The 18,656-nt window shown below is 69.9% G+C and carries 17 protein-coding genes; 8 read left to right on the top strand and 9 right to left on the bottom strand.

Annotated elements, in window-relative coordinates; translation table 11 throughout:
* Positions 1-29: 29 nt before the first annotated feature.
* The gene (locus JNB50_RS25450) at positions 30-641 is read left to right on the top strand and encodes a TetR/AcrR family transcriptional regulator (protein WP_208039486.1); all 612 of its coding nucleotides are present in this window, start codon (positions 30-32) and stop codon (positions 639-641) included.
* On the opposite strand, the gene JNB50_RS07575 is transcribed toward JNB50_RS25450, so the two are convergent.
* Entirely contained in the window at positions 638-1,882 is a 1,245-nt protein-coding gene (locus JNB50_RS07575) for an arginine deiminase (protein ID WP_208039485.1), read from the bottom strand. The two genes, JNB50_RS25450 and JNB50_RS07575, sit on opposite strands and share 4 nt — an antisense overlap.
* A 52-nt stretch (positions 1,883-1,934) precedes the next feature.
* Entirely contained in the window at positions 1,935-3,386 is a 1,452-nt protein-coding gene (locus JNB50_RS07570) for a basic amino acid/polyamine antiporter (RefSeq protein WP_307794639.1), read from the bottom strand.
* 209 nt (positions 3,387-3,595) lie between these two features.
* On the opposite strand from JNB50_RS07570, the gene JNB50_RS07565 reads away from it, so the two are divergent.
* Positions 3,596-4,189, top strand: a complete 594-nt coding sequence (locus tag JNB50_RS07565) for an ATP-binding protein (protein ID WP_208039484.1) — start codon at positions 3,596-3,598, stop codon at positions 4,187-4,189.
* Between the two features lie 25 nt (positions 4,190-4,214).
* Here JNB50_RS07565 and JNB50_RS25730 read toward each other — a convergent pair whose 3' ends face one another.
* From JNB50_RS25730 to JNB50_RS07540, 5 genes are all read right to left on the bottom strand, one after another.
* Positions 4,215-5,015 (bottom strand): LysM domain-containing protein, encoded by an 801-nt coding sequence (locus JNB50_RS25730; RefSeq protein WP_208039483.1) that lies wholly within the window; start codon positions 5,013-5,015, stop codon positions 4,215-4,217.
* 98 nt (positions 5,016-5,113) lie between these two features.
* A complete protein-coding gene (locus JNB50_RS07555) occupies positions 5,114-7,273 on the bottom strand; it encodes a 3-hydroxyacyl-CoA dehydrogenase NAD-binding domain-containing protein (RefSeq protein WP_208039482.1) in 2,160 nt (719 codons plus the stop codon).
* An 8-nt stretch (positions 7,274-7,281) separates the two neighbouring features.
* On the bottom strand, positions 7,282-8,490 hold the full coding sequence (locus JNB50_RS07550; RefSeq protein WP_208039481.1) for a thiolase family protein: 1,209 nt from the start codon (positions 8,488-8,490) through the stop codon (positions 7,282-7,284).
* 71 nt (positions 8,491-8,561) lie between these two features.
* Positions 8,562-9,758 (bottom strand): HRDC domain-containing protein, encoded by a 1,197-nt coding sequence (locus JNB50_RS07545; RefSeq protein ID WP_208039480.1) that lies wholly within the window; start codon positions 9,756-9,758, stop codon positions 8,562-8,564.
* On the bottom strand, positions 9,751-10,347 hold the full coding sequence (locus tag JNB50_RS07540) for a DUF3000 domain-containing protein (protein WP_208039479.1): 597 nt from the start codon (positions 10,345-10,347) through the stop codon (positions 9,751-9,753). Before JNB50_RS07540 ends, JNB50_RS07545 begins: the two co-directional genes overlap by 8 nt.
* A 101-nt stretch (positions 10,348-10,448) precedes the next feature.
* Here JNB50_RS07540 and JNB50_RS07535 point away from each other — a divergent pair, with 101 nt between their 5' ends.
* Together JNB50_RS07535 and JNB50_RS07530 are read left to right on the top strand one after the other, a co-directional pair.
* Complete coding sequence (locus tag JNB50_RS07535) at positions 10,449-11,675, top strand: S9 family peptidase (protein ID WP_208039478.1); 1,227 nt, start codon at positions 10,449-10,451, stop codon at positions 11,673-11,675.
* On the top strand, positions 11,672-12,727 hold the full coding sequence (locus JNB50_RS07530; RefSeq protein WP_208039477.1) for a S66 peptidase family protein: 1,056 nt from the start codon (positions 11,672-11,674) through the stop codon (positions 12,725-12,727). Before JNB50_RS07535 ends, JNB50_RS07530 begins: the two co-directional genes overlap by 4 nt.
* A 48-nt stretch (positions 12,728-12,775) precedes the next feature.
* Here JNB50_RS07530 and JNB50_RS07525 read toward each other — a convergent pair whose 3' ends face one another.
* Both JNB50_RS07525 and JNB50_RS07520 read right to left on the bottom strand, forming a co-directional pair.
* Positions 12,776-13,210 carry a SufE family protein gene (locus JNB50_RS07525; RefSeq protein WP_208039476.1) on the bottom strand — a complete coding sequence of 145 codons (435 nt, stop codon included), beginning with the start codon at positions 13,208-13,210 and terminating at the stop codon, positions 12,776-12,778.
* Positions 13,211-13,256: 46 nt separating this feature from the next.
* Positions 13,257-14,156 (bottom strand): sulfurtransferase, encoded by a 900-nt coding sequence (locus JNB50_RS07520; protein WP_208039475.1) that lies wholly within the window; start codon positions 14,154-14,156, stop codon positions 13,257-13,259.
* A gap of 152 nt (positions 14,157-14,308) precedes the next feature.
* On the opposite strand from JNB50_RS07520, the gene zapE reads away from it, so the two are divergent.
* The 4 genes from zapE (at position 14,309) to JNB50_RS07500 (ending at position 18,649) form a co-directional block, all read left to right on the top strand.
* The gene (gene zapE / locus JNB50_RS07515; protein ID WP_208039474.1) at positions 14,309-15,364 is read left to right on the top strand and encodes a cell division protein ZapE; all 1,056 of its coding nucleotides are present in this window, start codon (positions 14,309-14,311) and stop codon (positions 15,362-15,364) included.
* Between the two features lie 206 nt (positions 15,365-15,570).
* Complete coding sequence (locus JNB50_RS07510) at positions 15,571-16,845, top strand: ammonium transporter (protein WP_208039473.1); 1,275 nt, start codon at positions 15,571-15,573, stop codon at positions 16,843-16,845.
* 117 nt (positions 16,846-16,962) lie between these two features.
* Positions 16,963-18,183, top strand: coding sequence for an ammonium transporter (locus JNB50_RS07505; protein WP_208039472.1), 1,221 nt, complete (start codon positions 16,963-16,965; stop codon positions 18,181-18,183).
* Entirely contained in the window at positions 18,125-18,649 is a 525-nt protein-coding gene (locus JNB50_RS07500; RefSeq protein ID WP_307794638.1) for a type II toxin-antitoxin system PemK/MazF family toxin, read from the top strand. Before JNB50_RS07505 ends, JNB50_RS07500 begins: the two co-directional genes overlap by 59 nt.
* Positions 18,650-18,656 lie beyond the last annotated feature (7 nt).

Genomic DNA, 18,656 nt, shown 5'->3' with positions numbered 1-18,656 from the left:
ATGCAAGTGACCTAATTTGGAGGCGCAGCGTGTCCGACCCGACCCGGACCAGACGCGGACCGTACGCCAAGTCCGCGGAGCGGCGTCAGCAGATCGTCGAGCAGGCCTACCGTGCGTTCGCGACCCGCGGGTACCACGGCAGCTCGCTGCGCGAGATCGCCGCCGCCTCCGGCATCAGCCTCAGCAACCTCCAGCACCACTTCGCCACCAAGGAGGAGCTGCTCGTCGCCGTTCTGGCCCGACGGGACGAACAGGGCGGGGAGATCATCGCCGGGCCGGCCGGGCTGCCATTCCGCGAGCACATCATCGCTCAGGCGAAGGCGAACGAGGGTATCCCCGGGCTCATCGCCCTCTACAGCATCCTGTCGGCAGAGGCGGTCACGCCCGAGCATCCCGGCCACACGTACTTCGCCGAACGGTACGACGACCTGCGCTCGGAATACGAGGCGGAGTTCATCGTCCTGCGGGAGCGAGGCCGGCTTCGTTCCGGCGTGCAGCCGGCGCTCGCCGCGACGACCGTGGTCGCGCTGTGGGAGGGCGCGCAGCTGCAGTGGCTCTACGCTCCGGACCGGGTGGCAGCCGGCGACGCGCTCCGCGCGTATCTGGAGCTGGTCATCGTCCCGGAGGCGGATGCGTCCTAGAACTCGATCGCGTCGCGCAGCAACGGGCACGTCATGCAGTGTCCGCCGCCGCGGCCGCGGCCGAGCTCGGCTCCGACGATCGGGATGACCTCCACGCCCGCGCGCCGCAGCGCGTCGTTCGTCGCCGTGTTGCGGTCGTACGCGTAGACGACGCCCGGCCGCAGGGCCACGGCGTTGTTGCCGCTGTCCCACTGCTGGCGCTCGGTCTCGTAGTTGTCGCCTGCCGTCTCGATCACGCGGAGGCGGGGGAGTCCGAGCGCGGACGCGACCACGTCGACGAACGCGCGGTCGCCCTCGTCTCGGACGTCGACCCGCGATGCTCCGTCACCCGGGCACAGGGTGAAGGTGTGCACGCGGTTCATGATCTCCGGGTAGAGCGTCACCAGGTCGCGGTCGGCGAAGGTGAACACGGTGTCGAGGTGCATGGCCGAGCGCAGCTTGGGCATGCCGGCCACGATCACCTGCTCAGCTGCGCCCGCATCGAACAGCGCCGCCGCCGTCTGCGTGATCGCCTGCCGGGACGTGCGCTCGCTCATGCCGATCAGCACAGCGCCGTTGCCGACCGGCATGACGTCGCCGCCCTCCAGGGTCGCCTGGCCCCAGTCCTGCTCGGGGTCGCCCCACCACACGGTCGCGCCCGCGAACGCGGGGTGGAACCGGTAGATCGCCTTCATCAGCAGTGTCTCGTCGTGACGCGCGGGCCAGTAGAGCGGGTTGAGGGTGACGCCGCCGTAGATCCAGCACGTCGTGTCGCGCGTGTAGAGCGTGTTCGGCAGCGGCGGCATCAGGTACTCCCGGATGCCGGTCGACTCGCGGGCGAGCGCGACGTAGTCGGTGCGGTAGTCCTCGGGGAGGTCTACGGTTGACAGGCCGCCGATGAGGAACTCGGCCAGCCGATCGGCAGGAAGGGAATCCAGGAACGCGCGCGTGCCCTCCACCAGCCCCAGCCCGACCTGATTCGGGACGACTTTGCGGTCGAGCAGCCAGGCGCGGGCTTCCGGCTGCGCGACGGTTTCGGCCAGCACCTCGTGCAGCTCGAGCACCTCCACGCCGTTCGAGCGCAGGTCTGCGACGAACGCGGCATGGTCGCGCTTCGCGTTCTCGACCCACAGCACGTCGTCGAAGAGCAGCTCGTCGGCGTTCGAGGGGGTGAGCCGGTGGTGCGCGAGCCCCGGGGAGGCCACGAGCACGCGCCGCAGCTGCCCGACCTCCGAGTGCACGCCGAACGTCGTCTCCGTCATGTGTCGCCCTTCTTCTCGCATTCGGTTCGAGGTCTGCGTCTCGACGCGACCGTCACAGTCGGATCCAGCCCACCGAGAGCGCCACGATGCCCGCGACCGCTCCCAGTACCGAGACGGCCAGGATCACGAGCTCGCGGCCGCTGAACCACCGACGCCCCTGCTCGCGCCGGACCATGATGAACAGGATGGTCGCCGGCGCGTAGATGATGAACGACAGCAGCACGAACGTCAGCCCGGCCGCGAACAGCAGGAACGCCGTATAGATCGTGGCCAGCACCACGACCACCAGGTCGCGCCCCCAGCCGTGCGGCGCATCCCGGTAGGTGTCGCGGGTGACGACGAGTTTGAGCGCGTAGAGCGCGGCGAGGAAGAACGGGATGAGCGTCAGCGCGCTCGTGAGGTCGAGCGCGAGGTTGAGCGCGTCGTGCGCGAAGTAGATGATCACGAGCACGGCCTGGACGAACAGCGCCGTCAGCAGCAGCGCCGCGACCGGCACGTCCTGGCTGTTCGACCGGCCGAGGAAGCGCGGCATGTCGTGGTCCTTCGCCGCGACGAAGAGCACCTCTGCCGCCATCAGCGACCACGCGAGGTAGGCGCCGAGCACGGACACGATCAGCCCGATGCTGACGAACCACGCTCCCCACGGCCCGACAGCGGCCTCCAGGACGCCGGCCATCGAGGGTTGGCGCAGCTTGGCGATCTCGCCCATCGGCAGGACGCCGTAGGACACGATCGTCACCGAGGCGAAGACGGCGAACACGCTCACGAAGCCGAGGATCGTGGCACGCCCGACGTCCTCACGCCGCTTCGCGTGCCGGGAGTACGTGCTCGCCCCCTCGACGCCGAGGAAGACGAACACCGTGACCAGCATGGTGTTCCGCACCTGGTCGAACAGGGAGCCGGCGTAGTCGGCCCCACCCCAGTTGGCGGCGAAGACGTCGGGCTTCAACACGAAGAGCGCCAGGAGGACGAACACGACGATCGGGACCAGCTTGGCGACGGTGACGATGCGGTTGATCGCCGCGGCCTCCTTGATACCGCGGCGGATGAGGAAGAAGAACCCCCACAGCGCGGCGGACGAGATCGCGATGGCGATGATGGTGTCGCCCTCGCCGAACGCCGGCACCACGGCACCGATGGTCGACATGATGAAGACCCAGTAGAAGACCAGGCCGACGGAGGCGCTGGCCCAGTAGCCGAAAGCGGAGAAGAAGCCGAGGTACTCGCCGAAGCCGGCCTTGGCGTACGCGTAGACGCCGGCATCGAGCTTCGGCCTGCGGTTGGCGAGCAACTGGAACACGAACGCGAGCATCAGCATGCCGACGCCGGCGATGCTCCAGGCGATCAGCGCACCGGCGACGCCGGTCTCCTGGGCGAACCGGCGGGGGAGCGAGAAGACGCCGGCGCCGACCATGCTGCCGACGACCATGCCGGTCATCGTGATCATGGAGAGCTTGGCGGGTGCGGACTGCGTCGGCGGGGCTGTCGTCTTCTGATCGGTCACGCGGTTCCCCTCCGTCGACACCTGTCTGTCACCGACGCTAACGACCTCGTTTCCCGCCGGTCAAGACCCGTCACGGGTGAAAAACCGAAACCGCCGAGTACGCGGATTCTGCCGGTGGTTCGTCGCGCAGACTGTCGGTGTGCGCTCGCGGGACGACCTGAACGGCGGAGCTTCGGGGGTAGATTCGATGCACCGACCATGGAGTAGCCGTGAATGCCGAGCCCGCTGGACTGTCCGATCAGATCGTGATCCTCGTCGTCGGACGCCCCGCTTCGGGGAAGAGCACCATCAGCGCGCGCATCGCCGAGCAACTGGGCCTCCCGATCATCGCGAAGGACGCACTCAAGGAGATCCTGTTCGACACGCTCGGTCACGCTGACGCGGCGTGGTCCGAGATGCTCGGCACGGCGAGCTTCGCCTTGCTGGACTACGTCATCGACGTGCAGCTCCGCGCGGGCGCGTCATTCATCGTCGATGCCGCGTACAACGCGGCCTTCGAGAACGCGAAGTTCCAGGCCTGGCAGGACGAGTACGGGTTCACCGCGGTCCAGGTGCATTGCACGGCGTCGGATGACGAGCTGGTCCGGAGGTTCACGAAGCGCTGGCAGGACGGTGATCGACATCCCGGACATGTCGACGGCGAGCGTGCCGACGGGTTCCGGGCGAGCCTCGGAGATGGGCGCGCCGAGGTGCTCGACCTGAGGGGACCGGTGATCAGGTGCGACACACAAGCTGTCGGGGCCGTCGACGAGACCTTGGCTCGACTCCGGCAATTCGCGCCGGACCCGCTCCGGGTGAGGTGAGCACTCAGGCGCCCCGGCGCCGGGGTCAGCTCGGCGGGGCGCCGCGGTGTGCAGGGGTGAGGTTGAAGACCGTCCCGTACCGCAACGTTTCCGTGGTGACGGCGCCGTCGAACGGGTTGAGGTAGCGGAAGTCGTCGGCGGTGAGGCCGAAGCGGCTTTCGATCGCTTCGAGAGTGTCGCCGGGGGCCACTGTGTAGGTCGACGGCCGCCCGTCCGCCATCGTCACCGCGCCGGTGGCGTGATCCCGGGCTCCGTGGTCCGAGACGACGAGCCCCGTGTGCGACGGCGCGAGATTCCAGTCGAGTCGGGCCGCGGCCAGCGCCGGATACACGCAGCCGTCGACGTTCGGCTTGCCGGCATCCGCGTCCGCGCGCACGATGACCGTGCGCAAGTACGTCGGGTCCACGTCGAACGGGCCGCCGTTGGGGACAGCGATGGGCAGCGTCCAGGTGTTCGGGGTGCCCGCGTCCTGGTTCATGACGAAGGACCAGCTGTCTGCCGCACACGTCACGTCCACCGGGTGTGGACTCAGCTGGAGCTCGAGCCGGCCGACCGCCGGAGTCGTGAAGGACTGCAGGGCGGCAGTCACCGTGTTGCCCGCGGCCGTGAGCACGACCTCGCCCGTGGTGCGGCCGTCCGCCGAGGTGAAGGTGCCCGTCGCGATGACGCCGTTCAAGACAGGCTCTGGCGAAGCAGCTGCGGTGGGCGAGGGTGCCGTACGGTGGGCCGAAGGCGCGCTCGGCGCTCCAGGCGCGCTGCAGCCGACGAGCGCGGACCCGACGACGGAGAGGGCGGCGCCCGCCAGTGCGATCCGACGGCCGAACACGCCCCCATGCTAGTGGCCCAGCGGACGACGAAACCGCCGAGTACGCGGATTGTCCGCGTACTCGGCGGTCTCGGCCGGATTTCGTGCGTACTCGCGGGTTAGGCGACGGCCTCCGCGGGGGAGCGCACGCCGCGGACGGGCGGGTGCTGGAAGGTGTCGCCGAAGACACGCTCGGAGGCGCCGACGCGGTCGAGGTACGGCGTGATGCCGCCCATCTGGAACGGGAAGCCCGCGCCGAGGATCATGCAGAGGTCGATGTCCTCCGGCGCCTCCACGACGTGGTCGTCGACGAGCATCCGATGGATCTCATCGGCCAAGCCGTCCTCCAGCCGGCGCAGGATCTCCTGCTCGCTCCACGGGCTCTTGCCGCCGGCCAGGATCTTGGCGGCGCCCTTGTCCAGGCCCTTCACCTTGCCCTTGCCGTCCTTCTCGAGTAGCGTCCCGTACTCGGCGAGCCGGTGGAGGTTCTCGCTGCGGTAGAACCGGTCGGGGAAGGCCGCGTGATGCGTGTCGAGCACGTGCGCGCCGACCTTCAGGCCGACCAGATCGAGCAGCACGGAGGGCGCCATCGGGAGGCCGAGCGGCGCGAACGCCTTGTCCACGGTCTCGAACGGAGTGCCGTCATCCACCGCGTGCATCGCCTCGCCGAGGATCTTGGCCAGCACCCGGTTCACGACGAACCCGGGGGTGTCGGCCGTGATCACGGCGTTCTTCTTGAGCGCGGCCGCCGTGACCATCGCCGTCGAGAGGGTGGCCTCGTCGGTGTGCGGCGTCTTCACGACCTCGATCAGCGGCATGACCGCGACCGGGGTGAAGAAGTGGAAGCCGACCAGGCGCTCCGGGTGCTTCAGCTTCGCGCCGATCTGCTCGACTGACAGCGACGAGGTGTTGGTCGCCAGCACGGCCTCGTCGGAGAGGTACTGCTCGACCTCCGCGAAGACGTCCTGCTTGACGGTGAGCTCTTCGAAGACGGCCTCGATGACCCAGTCGCAGTCGGCGAAATCGGCCTTGTCGGTCGTGCCGGTCACCAGCGCGCGCAGGCGGTTGGCCTCGTCGGGGTTGATGCGCCCCTTCTCCTGCAGCTTGCCGATCTCGTCGTGGATGTAGGCGACGCCCTTGTCGACGTGCGCCTGATCCAGGTCGGTGATCACGACGGGCACGCGGAGGCGGCGGACGAAGAGCAGCGCGAACTGGCTGGCCATGTAGCCGGCGCCGATGACGCCGATCTTGGTGACCCGCTTGGCCAGCTTCTTGTCCGGTGCCCCCGCCGGACGCTTGGCACGCTTCTGGACGAGGTTGAAGGCGTAGATGCTGGCCTGGAACTGGTCGCCCGAGATGAGCTCGGCGAGCGCGTCGTCCTCCAGCGCGAAGCCGGCGGCCCGGTCGTTGGACTTTGCAGCCTTGAGCAGGTCGAGCGCCTTGTACGGCGACTTCGGCACGGTGCCGATCCGGCTCTCCAGCATCTTGCGGGCGATCCCGATCGCGGCGTCCCACTTGACCATCCGCTCGACCTTGCCCGGAACGTTCGGGCGCTTGACCTCGATCGCACCGGTGAGGACCTTGTCGGCCCACTTCAGCGAGTCCTCGAGGAAGTTCGCCGGCTCGAAGATCGCGTCGGCGATCCCGAGGTCGAACACCTCCTGCGGCTTGAGCATCCTGTTCTGCTTGAGCGGGTTCTCGATCACGACCTTGAGGGCGTTCTCGATACCGATCAGGTTCGGCAGGATGGTCGCGCCGCCCCAGCCGGGGATGAGCCCGAGGAACACCTCGGGCAGCGCGAACGCCGCCGCGTTGCGGTCGATGGTGCGGTAGTCGGCGTTGAGGCCGATCTCCACTCCGCCACCGAGTGCGAGGCCGTTCGTGAACACGAACGAGGGCACGCCGAACGTCGCCTGCTTTCCGAGCACGTAGTGCCCGAGCTGGGGGAGCAGCTTCGCGACCTCCACACTCGGGATGTCGCTCACGCGGCTGAGGTCGGCGCCGGCGGCGAGGATGAACGGCTTGCCGGTGACGGCCACCGCGTCGATCTCACCGCGGGCGGCGCGCTCGGTGAGCGCGTCGAACGTCTTTCCGAGCTCCAGGAGGGTGGCCGGTCCCATCGTGTTCGGCCGGGTGTGGTCCCGGTCGTTGTCGAGGGTGACCAGTGCGAGGGTCTTGCCGCTGGGCAGCGGGACGTCTTTCACGTAGGAGTGGGTGACGACCTCGTCGGCGGTCAGCTCGACGAGCGGGGAGAAGTCGATGGTGCTGTAGTCGGTCACTGTTCTTCTCAGCCCTTCCGCGCCGCGCGCTTGTCGTAGTTGGGGTTCTCCCAGATCACGGTGCCGCCCTGGCCGAGGCCCACGCACATCGCCGTGGTGCCGTAGCGGACCTCCGGGTGCTCCTCGAACTGGCGGGCGAGCTGGATCATCAGCCGCACGCCGCTGGCGGCGAGCGGGTGGCCGATCGCGATCGCGCCGCCCCACTTGTTGACCCGCGGGTCCTGATCGTCGATGCCGAAGTGGTCGAGGAATGACAGCACCTGGATGGCGAACGCCTCGTTCAGCTCGAAGAGGCCGATGTCGTCGATCGTCAGGCCCGCCTTGCGCAGCGCCTTCTCGGTCGAGGGGACGGGACCCAGGCCCATGATCTCGGGCTCGACGCCCGCGAACGCGAAGCTGACCATGCGCATCTTGGGCGTCAGGCCGAACTCCTTGACCGCGTCGGCGGAGGCCAGCAGGCTGGCGGTCGCGCCGTCGGTGAGCGGCGACGAGTTGCCCGCCGTCACGCGACCGTGCGGACGGAACGGGGTCTTCAGCGTGGCGAGACCCTCCATCGTGGTCTCCGGGCGCATGCCCTGGTCCTCCGTGGCGAGACCCCAGCCCTGCTCCGAGCGGATCGCGACGGGGATCAGGTCGGGCTGCAGCTTGCCGGCAGCATAAGCCGCGGCGGTCTTCTGCTGGCTGCCCAGCGCGAAGCGGTCGGAACGCTCCTTGGTGAGCGCGGGGAACCGGTCGTGGATGCGCTCGGCGGTCATGCCCATGTTGAGCGCGTCCTCCGCGACCATGCGCTCGGACAGGAAGCGCGGGTTCGGGTCGGCGCCGAAGCCCATCGGGTGCCGGCCCATGTGCTCGACGCCGCCGGCGATCGCCAGGTCGTACGCACCGAAGGCGATGCCGGAGCCGAGCGTCGTGACGCTGGTCATGGCGCCGGCGCACATCCGGTCGATCGCGAATCCGGGCACCGACTTCGGCAGGCCGGCGAGCAGGGCAGCGGTACGGCCCAGGGTGAGCCCTTGGTCGCCCTGCTGCGTCGTCGCGGCGATGGCGACATCGTCGATGCGCTCCTTGGGCACGTTCGGATTCCGCTCGAGCAGGCCGATCATGGCCTTGACGACCAGGTCGTCAGCGCGGGTGTTCCAGTACTGCCCTTTTTCGCCCGCACGTCCAAACGGAGTACGGACTCCGTCGACGAACACGACTTCCGTTCTATCGGCCACAGTGCCTCCCAATCAGGTCGACATCGATCCTAAGGAGGCCCGCGACCGGGGCGGGAATCGTTTGATTCTTTCTACGAAACCGCTTCGGACGCGTCGTCGGGCGTTTGGCTGCTTTCCACAAACGCTTGGGCGATCGGCTGTGAGGTTGCCTCAATCTGCCAGGGGCGCGCGCCGTGCTGCGCGAGCGCCTCCGCGATGCTCTCCGGCGTGATCTCCGCGGGAGGAGCCCAGGCGACGCGACGCAGTGTGTCGGGCGTGAGCAGGTTCTCCAGCGGGATCGCGAGCTCCTCGGCGCGCGTCGTCAGTGCGGCGCGCGCGCCCTTGAGCCGGGCGTCGGCCTCCGGGTTGCGGTCGGCCCAGGCGCGCGGCGGGGGGAGGCTCTCGCCCGTGCCGCGCAGCACGGGCAGGTCGTCGGTCGTGCGGCCGGCCTCGATGGCCGACCACCAGCGGTCGAGCTCCGTGCGGCTCGCCCGCCCGGTGAACTCGCGCATCGCGGCCAGCGCGCGCTTGCTGTCGGGCATCGCCTTGGCCGCGGCGGTGAGCGAGGCGTCGGGCACAAGACGACCGGGGGCGACGTCGAGCTGTCGGGCCAGGGCGTCGCGGCTCAGCCAGAGCTCGCGCGCCACGGCCAGGTTGCGGATGCCGCGGATCGAGTGGATGCCGGACAGCCGGCGCCACGGCTCGCTGCGCGGCACCGCCAGCTCGCGCGTCAGCTCGTCGGCGAACTCCTGCCGGGCGATCTCCGTCTTGCCGGCCTGGACCAGCAGGTCGGAGATGGCGTCCCTCAGGTCGGGCAGCAGTTCGACGTCGAGCGCGGCGTAGTCGAGCCACGGCTCGGGCAGCGGGCGCGTCGACCAGTCGGCGGCGCTGTGCTCCTTGGCGAGGTGGATGCCGAGCAGCTCCTCCACCACCGTGCCGAGACCGACACGCGGCATCCCGAGCAGCCTGGCCGCGAGCTCGGTGTCGAAGATGCTGACCGGATCGAGCCCGACCTCGCGCAGGCAGGTGAGGTCCTGGGTCGCGGCGTGCAGCACCCACTCGTCGGCCGCGATCGCCTCGTTCAGCTCGTCGAAGCGGCCGATCGCGGGCGGGTCGAACAGGAAGGTCCCGGATCCGCGCCGGTACATCTGGATGAGGTAGGCGCGCTGCGAATAGCGGAAGCCGCTGGCGCGCTCCGCGTCGACCGCGATCGGTCCCTCTCCCGCGACGATGCGGTCGACCGCTGCGCTGTAGCCGTCCCTGGTGTCGATGACGATGTGTTCAGCCACGCGGTGACCGTCTCGTGTTCAGCAGACTCACGCCCTCTCCTGTCGGCGGGAGGCCGGCCAGCATGCAGAGCAGCTCGCCCCAGCCCTCGACGTGCGCGGCGAGATCGGTCTCCAGCGGGCTCCACGAGGCCCTGAGCTCGATCTGGGCGCCGTCGCCCTGGCTGGCGAGCTCGCCGAAGCCGGTGGAGATGATCTTGGTGGCCGTGCCGCTGGCGGCGGTGTAGCTCGCGTGCCGGGCATCGAGCGCGTCGACGAGCCACGACCAGGCCACGTCGGCGAGGAACGGGTCGAGGCCGATGTCGGTCTCGAGCGGCGCCTGGGCGAAGCAGACGACGCGGAAGGGGCCGCCCCAGGCTTCCGGCTCGTCGGGGTCGTAGAGCAGGATGAAGCGGCCGGTGCCGAGGTCGGAGTCGTCGCCGTGCCGCGCAGGACGGACGTCGGCGGCCAACGCGACCGAGAAGGGCGCGAGCTGAGCAGGCGCCGGGATCTCCGTGACCACGAGCTCCGGACGTGCGTGAGCGCTGCGGATGGACTGCAGCGCCGCGGCATACTCCCCCGGGAGGTGCGGGGTCGAGGTTGGTGTCGACACGTTAGGAACACTAGAAGCCTTTGGGGGCTCGCATCGGTAAGGCACGCCGCCTGAGGATGTCCTGAAGACGCGCGCGGGCGGCCCCGGCTACGCTGTGGCCCATGGCGGCGACCAGCAGCGGATCGGGTGGAAAGAGCGGGTTCGGCAGGGCGGTCGGCGTGAGCGCCGCCGTCGCAGGAGGACTCGTGCTCCTCACAGCGGCCGGAGCCGCCTATGCGATGGCACGGGTCGCCCGCACGGTGATCACTCCGGTCCGCAGGCGCCCGCAGCGGGAGGTCGTGCGCGGGGTCGACTCCGCGGGCGGCACGATCACCCTCCGAGACACCCCCGACGCGGCGATGCCGGGGAGATTCGGTCTCTGGTTCGGCTCCGAGACCGGGTACGCCAAGCTCGGCGGCCTCCTGGAGCGGAGCGACGGTGTGGTCGTGCGCGAGCTCGAACGGATCGAGTTCGGCGACCTCAGGCCCGGCAGGGCGCGGATCAGCGGCTACTACTACCTCGACCCCGAGGAGCTTGGCCTCCCGGTCGCCAGCGTCGAGATCGGGACCGACCTGGGAGCGGCGCCGGCGTGGGTGTTCCCTGCGCCCGACGACGCGGGCTCCGACCGCTGGGTCATTCAGGTGCACGGGTGGGGTGCCAGCCGGCAGGAGGGTCTGCGCGCGGTGCGCACCTTCCATGACGCCGGCTACACCTGCCTGCTGGCGTCCTACCGCAACGACGGCGACGCCCCGGAGAGCGCCGACCGTCGCTACGGCCTCGGCGGCACCGAGTGGCGGGACATCGACGCGGCCATCCGGTATGCGGCCGAACAGGGGGCGCGGTCCATCGTGCTGATGGGCTGGTCGATGGGCGGTGCGGTCGTGCTGCAGACCGTGACCCGCTCCGAGAACCTCGGGCTCGTGACCGGCCTCGTGCTGGAGTCGCCGGTGATCGACTGGATCGACACGCTCGAGTACCAGGCCAACCTCCTCCGCCTGCCCGATCCGATCGCGCGCGGTGCGATCCGCCTGATCGAGGCGAACTGGAGCGGGCCGATCACCGGCCTCGGTGCGCCGATCGACCTGCGCAGCATGGACTTCGTCGCCCGCGCGGCCGACCTCAGCCTGCCGATGCTCGTCCTGCACAGCGAGGACGACGGGTTCGTCCCGGACACGGGCTCCCGTGCGCTCGCCAAGGCGCGCAGCGACATCGTGACCTTCGTGCCGTTCACGGTCGCGCTGCACACGAAGCTCTGGAACTACGACGAGGCGAAGTGGACGACGGCCATCCGCGAATGGTTGGAGAGTGCGCAGGGACTGCAGGGGAACGCAGCGGGCGCGTCGTCATGACGGGCGTCCATCGGGCGGTCCTGCCTCCGGTCGCGCGCCCCGGTGACCGGATCGCGGTGGTATCGCCGTCCTTTGCCGCGCCCGGCCGCTGGCCCGCTGTGCACGAGCAGGCACTGCGGAGGCTGGAGGAGCTCACCGGCCTCGCGCCGGTGGAGTACCCCACGACGCGACAGCTCGGCGCGTCGCCGCGGGAGCGGGCGCGGGATCTCAACGCCGCCTTCTCGGATCCGGACATCAGAGCCGTGATCGCCACCCTCGGCGGCGACGACCAGCTCCGGGTGATCCCGTACCTGGACCGGGAGGCCGTGCTTGCCGACCCGAAGCCGTTCCTCGGCTACAGCGACAACACGAACCTCCTGCACTGGTTGTGGAGTGCCGGCGTGGGCGGCTTCTACGGCGGCAGCACCCAGGTGCACCTCGGTCCAGGACCGCGGGTCGACGACATCCACGCGCGTTCGCTGCGTGCGGCGCTGCTCGGCGGCGGGCTGCTCGAACTGACCGACCCGGGGGAGTCCGAGGACTTCGGAACGGACTGGGGCGACCCGCGGGCGCTGTCCGAGACGGGGGAGCGGGAGCCGACGACGGGGTTCGCCTGGGCGGGACCGGCCCGGAGCGTGACCGGCAGCACCTGGGGCGGGTGTCTGGAGGTCGTCGACTGGATCCTGCTCGCGGACCGTTTCCCGTTCCCGCCTGCCGCGCTCGACGGCGCGGTGCTCCTGCTCGAGACGAGCGAGCTGACCCCGCCGGCCCACTGGGTGCGCTACACGCTGCGCGCGCTCGGCGAACGCGGGTTGCTCGCGCCGCTCGCCGGCGTGCTGGCGGCACGACCGGCGGTGAGCACATTCGAGCACCGGCCCGACGCCGCAGAACGCGACCGGTTGCGCGCGGCCCAGCGCGATGCGGTGATCGAGACGGTCGCCGAGTACAACCCAGACGCGGTCGTCTGCGTGGGAGTGCCGTTCGGGCATACCACCCCGCAGTGGATCGTGCCGTACGGCGGGAGCATCACGCTGGACGGCGGGACGCGACGGGTGTTCGCGGACTACCGCTGAACCCTGCACGCCCGAACCCTGCACGCCCGAACCCCGCGAGTCCGGCCGCTACGCCGCCAGTTTCGCCCGCACCTGCCGCTTCGTGCGCCCGAGCAGCGCAGACATGCCGCGGATGCGCAGCGGTGAGACCGCCTGCGTGAGGCCGAGCGTCTGCGGGAAGTCGTCGGGCACCGCGAGCACCTCGTCCGCCGTGAGACCGGCGAGACCCTGTACCAGGATCGACGCGAAGCCGCGGGTGGTCGGGGCCTCCCTGGGGGCGGTGGCGTAGAGGTGGACGATGTTCGCGTCGTCCACCTCCACGAAGATGAACACCGGGGCCTGGCACTCCTCGACGCGTTCGAGGAGGTCGGGATGGTCGCGGTAGCGCTCCGGGAGTTCGGGAAGCTCGTCCGAGAACTCCAGCAGCAGCTGCAGGCGGTCGTTCTGCTCCAGCGCCTGGAAGTCGTCGCGGATCTCGGCGAGCGTGCCGGTGAGGGCGGTCATCCCTTAACGGTACCTGCGCGCGGAGGGGTCGGGGACACCGGCGGGATCACCGGCCGGGAACCTCGCCCGGCTCCGCACCGGTGACGATCGGCACGCGCACCGCGGAGCCCCACTCGGTCCACGATCCGTCGTAGTTGCGCACGTTCTCGAATCCGAGCAGGTGGGTCAGCACGAACCAGGTGTGGCTGGAGCGCTCGCCGATGCGGCAGTACGCGATCACCTCGTCACCGGGCTTCAGGCCGGCGTCGCCCAGGTAGATGGCCTCCAGGTCGGCACGGCGTTTGAAGGTCGCGTCGGGGGCGGCGGCGCGTGCCCACGGCACGGAGGCGGCAGAGGGGATGTGGCCGGCGCGGAGCGCACCCTCGGTCGGGTAGCCGGGGATCTCGGTGCGCTCGCCGCTGTACTCCTCGGGCGAGCGGACATCGATGAGCGGACGGCCCAGGTGGGCGAGGACGTCGTCCTTGAAGGCGCGGATGGTGTGGTCGTCACGCTCCACGACCGGGTACTCGACAGAGACGGGCGACGGGACGTCGCGCGTGAGCTCGCGGCCCTCGGCGATCCACTTGTCGCGGCCGCCGTCGAGCAGGCGCACGTCCTCGTGTCCGAAGAGGGTGAACACCCACAGCGCGTAGGCCGCCCACCAGTTGTTCTTGTCGCCGTAGATCACGACGGTCGTGTCGCGGGCGATGCCCTTCGAGCCGAGCAGCTCGGCGAACCGCTCCGGGCTGACGTAGTCGCGCACGACCGGGTCGTTGAGGTCGGTGTGCCAGTCGATCTTGACCGAACCGGGGATGTGCCCGGTGTCGTACAGCAGCACGTCCTCGTCGGACTCCACGACGACCAGCCCCGGTTCGCCGAGGTGCTCCGCGAGCCAGCCGGTGCTGACCAGGCGTTCGGGGTGGGCGTAGCCGGCGAAGTCGGACGACGGGTCGGTGGCGATGGCCATGCTGCTGATCCTTACGGCTTAGGCTGGAACCCTGCGATTTCGCGGGGCGCGACCTCCAGGCTACGCGGCGTGCCGCACGAGCAGGACGCTCCGTCAATACTTCGACACAAATACTTACGACACAGCCACGACGACCGAAGGTGCACCCCGCCATGACCCTCGAGACGACCGGAGCCCTGCCCCGCCTCGCCGACCGCTCTCCGCAGATCACCGGCGCCGAGATCGCCGCGAGCCTGGTTCCGCCGTCGCAGTTCGAGCACGCCACCTTCGACTCCTACCGTCCCGACCACGACTACCCGTCGCAGTCGGAGGCCGTCGCCACGCTCAAGCTCTTCGCCAAGTCGTGGGAGCCGCAGCGACCGGCCGGCCTGTTCAGCCGCAGCCGCAAGAAGGTGGAGGCCATGAAACCGGGCGTCTACCTCGACGGCGGCTTCGGCGTCGGCAAGACGCACCTCCTCGCCGCGCTCTGGCACGAGGCGCCCGGCCCCAAGTACTTCGGCACGTTCATCGAGTACACGGCCCTGGTCGGCGCCCTCGGCTATGCGGGCGCGGTGCAGCTCCTGAAGGGCTCCACCCTCATCTGCATCGACGAGTTCGAACTCGACGACCCGGGCGACACGATGATGATGACGCGGATGCTCGGCGAGCTGGTGGCCTCGGGAACCCGCATCGCCGCGACGAGCAACACGCCGCCGAACGCGCTCGGCGAGGGCCGGTTCGCCGCGAGCGACTTCCTGCGCGAGATCCAGTCGCTCTCCGCGAACTTCCAGACCCTCCGCATCGACGGTCTCGACTACCGTCGCCGCGACACCACGGGCTCGGCCGTGACGGTCGACGACGCCGAGTACGACCGGGTGCTGACGGCGCTCGCCGGCCGGGGGGAGACCGCGACCAGCGACACCTTCGACGCGCTGATCGCGCACCTGGCCACCGTGCACCCGTCCCGGTACATCAAGATGCTCGACGGCGTCGACGTGATCGGACTGGCCGATGTGCACGTGCTGCACGACCAGATGGCGGCGCTGCGGCTGGTCGCCTTCATCGACCGCGTGTACGACGCGGAGATCCCGATCGTGCAGACCGGCACCCCGCTGAACGACGTCTTCGACGACGAGATGCTCGGCGGCGGCTACCGTAAGAAGTACCTCCGCTCGGTCTCGCGCATGATCGCGCTCACCGCGGGGGAGCTGCCGCCGCACGACGAGTGAGCGGCCGCCTTCCCGCCCTCGCCACACTCCCACCGCCGCGAAACAGACTGTTTACACAGCACGGGATCGCGTAACACCGGCGAAACACCGGCATCCCGCACCCGAAACCTCTCAAGAACAGACTGGCTCCACCCCGAAGCGCCCGGCTCGGCTCCGATGAGCTCGAACCCTCCCCAGGGCGTCGCACAGAGAGGTAGAGATCCGGCATGGTGTTGCACACAGCAGCGGACTACGCATCCACAGGAACCGTCAACGCCCTGTGGCTGCTGGTAGCCGCAGCACTTGTTCTTCTGATGACGCCCGGCGTCGCGTTCTTCTACGGCGGCATGGTCCGCGCCAAGAGCGTGGTGTCGATGATGATGATGAGCTTCGGCGCGATGGCCATCGTCGGCGTGCTCTGGGTGGTCTACGGCTACGGCCTGGCCTTCGGCACCCCGCTCATCCCGCACGTCCTCGGCGCTCCCGACCTGTTCCTGTCGAGCCTGATGGGCAAGGACGGCATGACGCCCGACCTGGGCGGTCTCGCGTTCGCGGGCTTCCAGGCCACCTTCGCCATCATCACCGTCGCGCTGATCTCCGGCGCCATCGCCGACCGGGCGAAGTTCGGCTCCTGGATGGTGTTCGCCGGGATCTGGGTGACGGTCGTGTACTTCCCGGTCGCCTACTGGGTGTTCAACCTGAAGGACGGCTGGATCGCGACGATCCTGCACGTGAACGACTTCGCCGGCGGCACCGCGGTGCACATCAACGCCGGTGCGGCAGGGCTTGCCCTCGCCCTCGTCCTTGGCAAGCGCGTCGGCTTCTCGAAGGGCATGAGCAAGCCGCACAACGTGCCGCTGACGCTGCTGGGCGCCGCGCTGCTGTGGTTCGGCTGGTTCGGCTTCAACGCCGGCTCGGAGGGCGGTGTCGACGGCGTCGCCGCGATCGCCTGGGTCAACACCCTGGCCGCTCCCGCTGCCGCGACCATCGGTTGGCTGATCGTCGAGAAGATCAAGGACGGCAAACCCACCTCCATCGGCGCCGCCTCCGGAGCCGTCGCGGGTCTGGTCGCGATCACCCCGGCCTGTAACATCCTGACCCCCGGCTTCGGCATGCTGCTCGGCCTGGTCGCCGGCGCGGTCTGCGCCGTCGCCATCGACCTGAAGTTCAAGCTCGGCTTCGACGACTCGCTCGACGTGGTCGGCATCCACCTCATCGGCGGCATCATCGGAACGCTGTGGATCGGAATCTTCGGCTTCACCCACATCAACGGCGACCCCAAGGCGCCCTTCTCCAGCCTCTGGTACGGCGGCAGCTGGTCGCAGCTCGGCGAGCAGGCGCTCGGCGCCTTCAGCGTCCTCATCTACTCCTTCGTCCTGGCCTACGCGATTGGCTGGGTCATCCAGAAGACCATGGGCTTCCGGATCAAGAACGAGGACGAGCTGGCCGGCGTCGACACCGTGGTGCACGGCGAGGAGGGCTACTCGCTCGAGACGGTCTGACCGTTCGGCTCACCACATCACAGACACACACGGACGGGGTGCCGCCTTCGGGCGGCACCCCGTCTCGTCATTGCCCGCCAGCTAGGGTAAGGGAGGCGCGTAAGGCGAAGGAGCGGGATGGTCGCGACGAGCGAGCAGGTGGACACGCTGCTCCTGTTCGTCTGCGGAGCCCTCACCCTGCTCATCCCGTTCGGGCTCGCCTTCTTCGTCGGCGGCCTCGGCGGCCGGGCGGCGGCCTCCCGCGCCCTGCTGTTCGCATCGATCGCCGCCGCGGCGACCATCGTGCTCGGCGTGCTCGGCGGCTACGGGATGCTCGCGGGAGCCCCGTGGATCGCCCACGTCGTCGGGACGCCGTCGTTCGGGCTCACGACCGGATTCGGCGCGGCGGACCCGCGGGGCGCCTCCCTCTACGAGCTCGCGCGAGCCGGCGCACAGCTGGCCGCCTGCGCGGTGTCCGTCGCGATCGTCGGAGTGGCCGTCGCGTCGCGGATCACCCTGCGCGCGTGGCTCGTGTTCATCGTGCTCTGGACGCTGCTCGTCCTCTATCCGGTCGGGTACGCCGTCTTCGCGCTCGACGACGGCTGGGCGACCGGGCTGCTGGGCGTCATCGACTTCGGCGGCGCGCTGCCGATCGGCGTGGCGGCCGGAGCGTCAGCGGCCGGGGTGATCCTCGCCTGCGGACGCGGCGAGCACCGGCCTCCGGAAGAGCGCAGCTTCGCCAGCATCGCGATCGGCGGTTCACTGGTCTGGGTCGGCTGGCTCGGGCTCACCACCGGCTCGGAGGGCGCCGTCGACGCCTACACCGGGCTCATCGCGATCAACTCGTTCCTCGCGTCGGCGGGCGGCTGCCTCGCCTGGATGGCGGTCGACCGGGTGCTCCTCCGCCGTCCGACGACCACGAGCGCGCTCTGCGGTGCGTTCTCCGGACTGGTGGCGATCACGCCGGCGTCCGGCGCCCTGACTCTCGGCTGGGCGTTGCTTCTCGGCGTCATCGCCGCTCTCGCCTGCGCGACGATGGTCGACCTCGCCGCGCGTGCCCGCTTCGGAGCCTCCATGGCGCTGATCGTCATCGTCACCGTCGCGAGCCTGGTCGGCCTCCTCTTCATCGGCCTTTTCGCCGGGGGCGGCGGGATGGTCTACAGCGGCAATTTCGACCTGTTCACCGTCCAGGGCATCGCCGGCTTCTCGGTGCTGATCGGCGCGTTCGTCGTCTCCCTGGGCCTCGCGTTCGCCCTCCGGTACACGATCGGACTCACGCGGGTCCGCTATCGTGCCCAGGGTGAGCCGACTCCTGACCGCGATCGCGAGACTGTTCCGCCCGTCGGCGAAGACCCCTGAGCGGGCGGGTTCCGCTCCTGCCCGGTCGGGCGTCGGCGGCGCCGAGCCGGGTCGGTCGGGCGTCGATGCCACCAGGGAAGTCGATCCGCACCGTCTCGCGCGCCTCCGCACGTCGTACAGTCCCCGCGTCGACGGCGATCCGGACCCGGGCGAGATCGTCTGGACCTGGGTTCCGTACGAGGAGGCGGACGGTCGCGGCAAGGACCGCCCGGTGCTCGTCGTCGCCTCCGAGCCGGGTGGCGCGGTGATCGCGGTCGCGCTGACCAGCCAGGCCCACCCGGGACGACCGGAGTACCTCGCCATCGGATCCGGCCCGTGGGACGCACAGAGACGCCCCAGCTTCGTCCGGCTCGACCGGGTGTTCCGCGTGCACCCGAACGGCATGCGCCGGGAGGCCGCCGCGCTGGACGCCCGCCGGTTCGCCACGGTGCGCACAGCGCTCCAGGAGCTCTACGGCTGGCGCTGACGCCTCC

The sequence above is a fragment of the Leifsonia sp. TF02-11 genome, from assembly GCF_017565305.1.
In the GTDB taxonomy this organism is placed as follows: Bacteria; Actinomycetota; Actinomycetes; order Actinomycetales; family Microbacteriaceae; genus Leifsonia.
Note: the sequence above shows the minus strand (reverse complement) of the source record. Positions and strands in the feature narration are given on the sequence as shown.

Coding starts and splice junctions, on each gene's coding strand:
- zapE (WP_208039474.1), top strand. CDS start 14,309: ATGACCCTCGAGACGACCGGAGCCCTGCCCCGCCTCGCCGACCGCTCT.
- JNB50_RS07520 (WP_208039475.1), bottom strand. CDS start 14,156: ATGGCCATCGCCACCGACCCGTCGTCCGACTTCGCCGGCTACGCCCAC.
- JNB50_RS07530 (WP_208039477.1), top strand. CDS start 11,672: ATGACGGGCGTCCATCGGGCGGTCCTGCCTCCGGTCGCGCGCCCCGGT.
- JNB50_RS07575 (WP_208039485.1), bottom strand. CDS start 1,882: ATGACGGAGACGACGTTCGGCGTGCACTCGGAGGTCGGGCAGCTGCGG.
- JNB50_RS07505 (WP_208039472.1), top strand. CDS start 16,963: ATGGTCGCGACGAGCGAGCAGGTGGACACGCTGCTCCTGTTCGTCTGC.
- JNB50_RS07510 (WP_208039473.1), top strand. CDS start 15,571: ATGGTGTTGCACACAGCAGCGGACTACGCATCCACAGGAACCGTCAAC.
- JNB50_RS07535 (WP_208039478.1), top strand. CDS start 10,449: ATGGCGGCGACCAGCAGCGGATCGGGTGGAAAGAGCGGGTTCGGCAGG.
- JNB50_RS07525 (WP_208039476.1), bottom strand. CDS start 13,210: ATGACCGCCCTCACCGGCACGCTCGCCGAGATCCGCGACGACTTCCAG.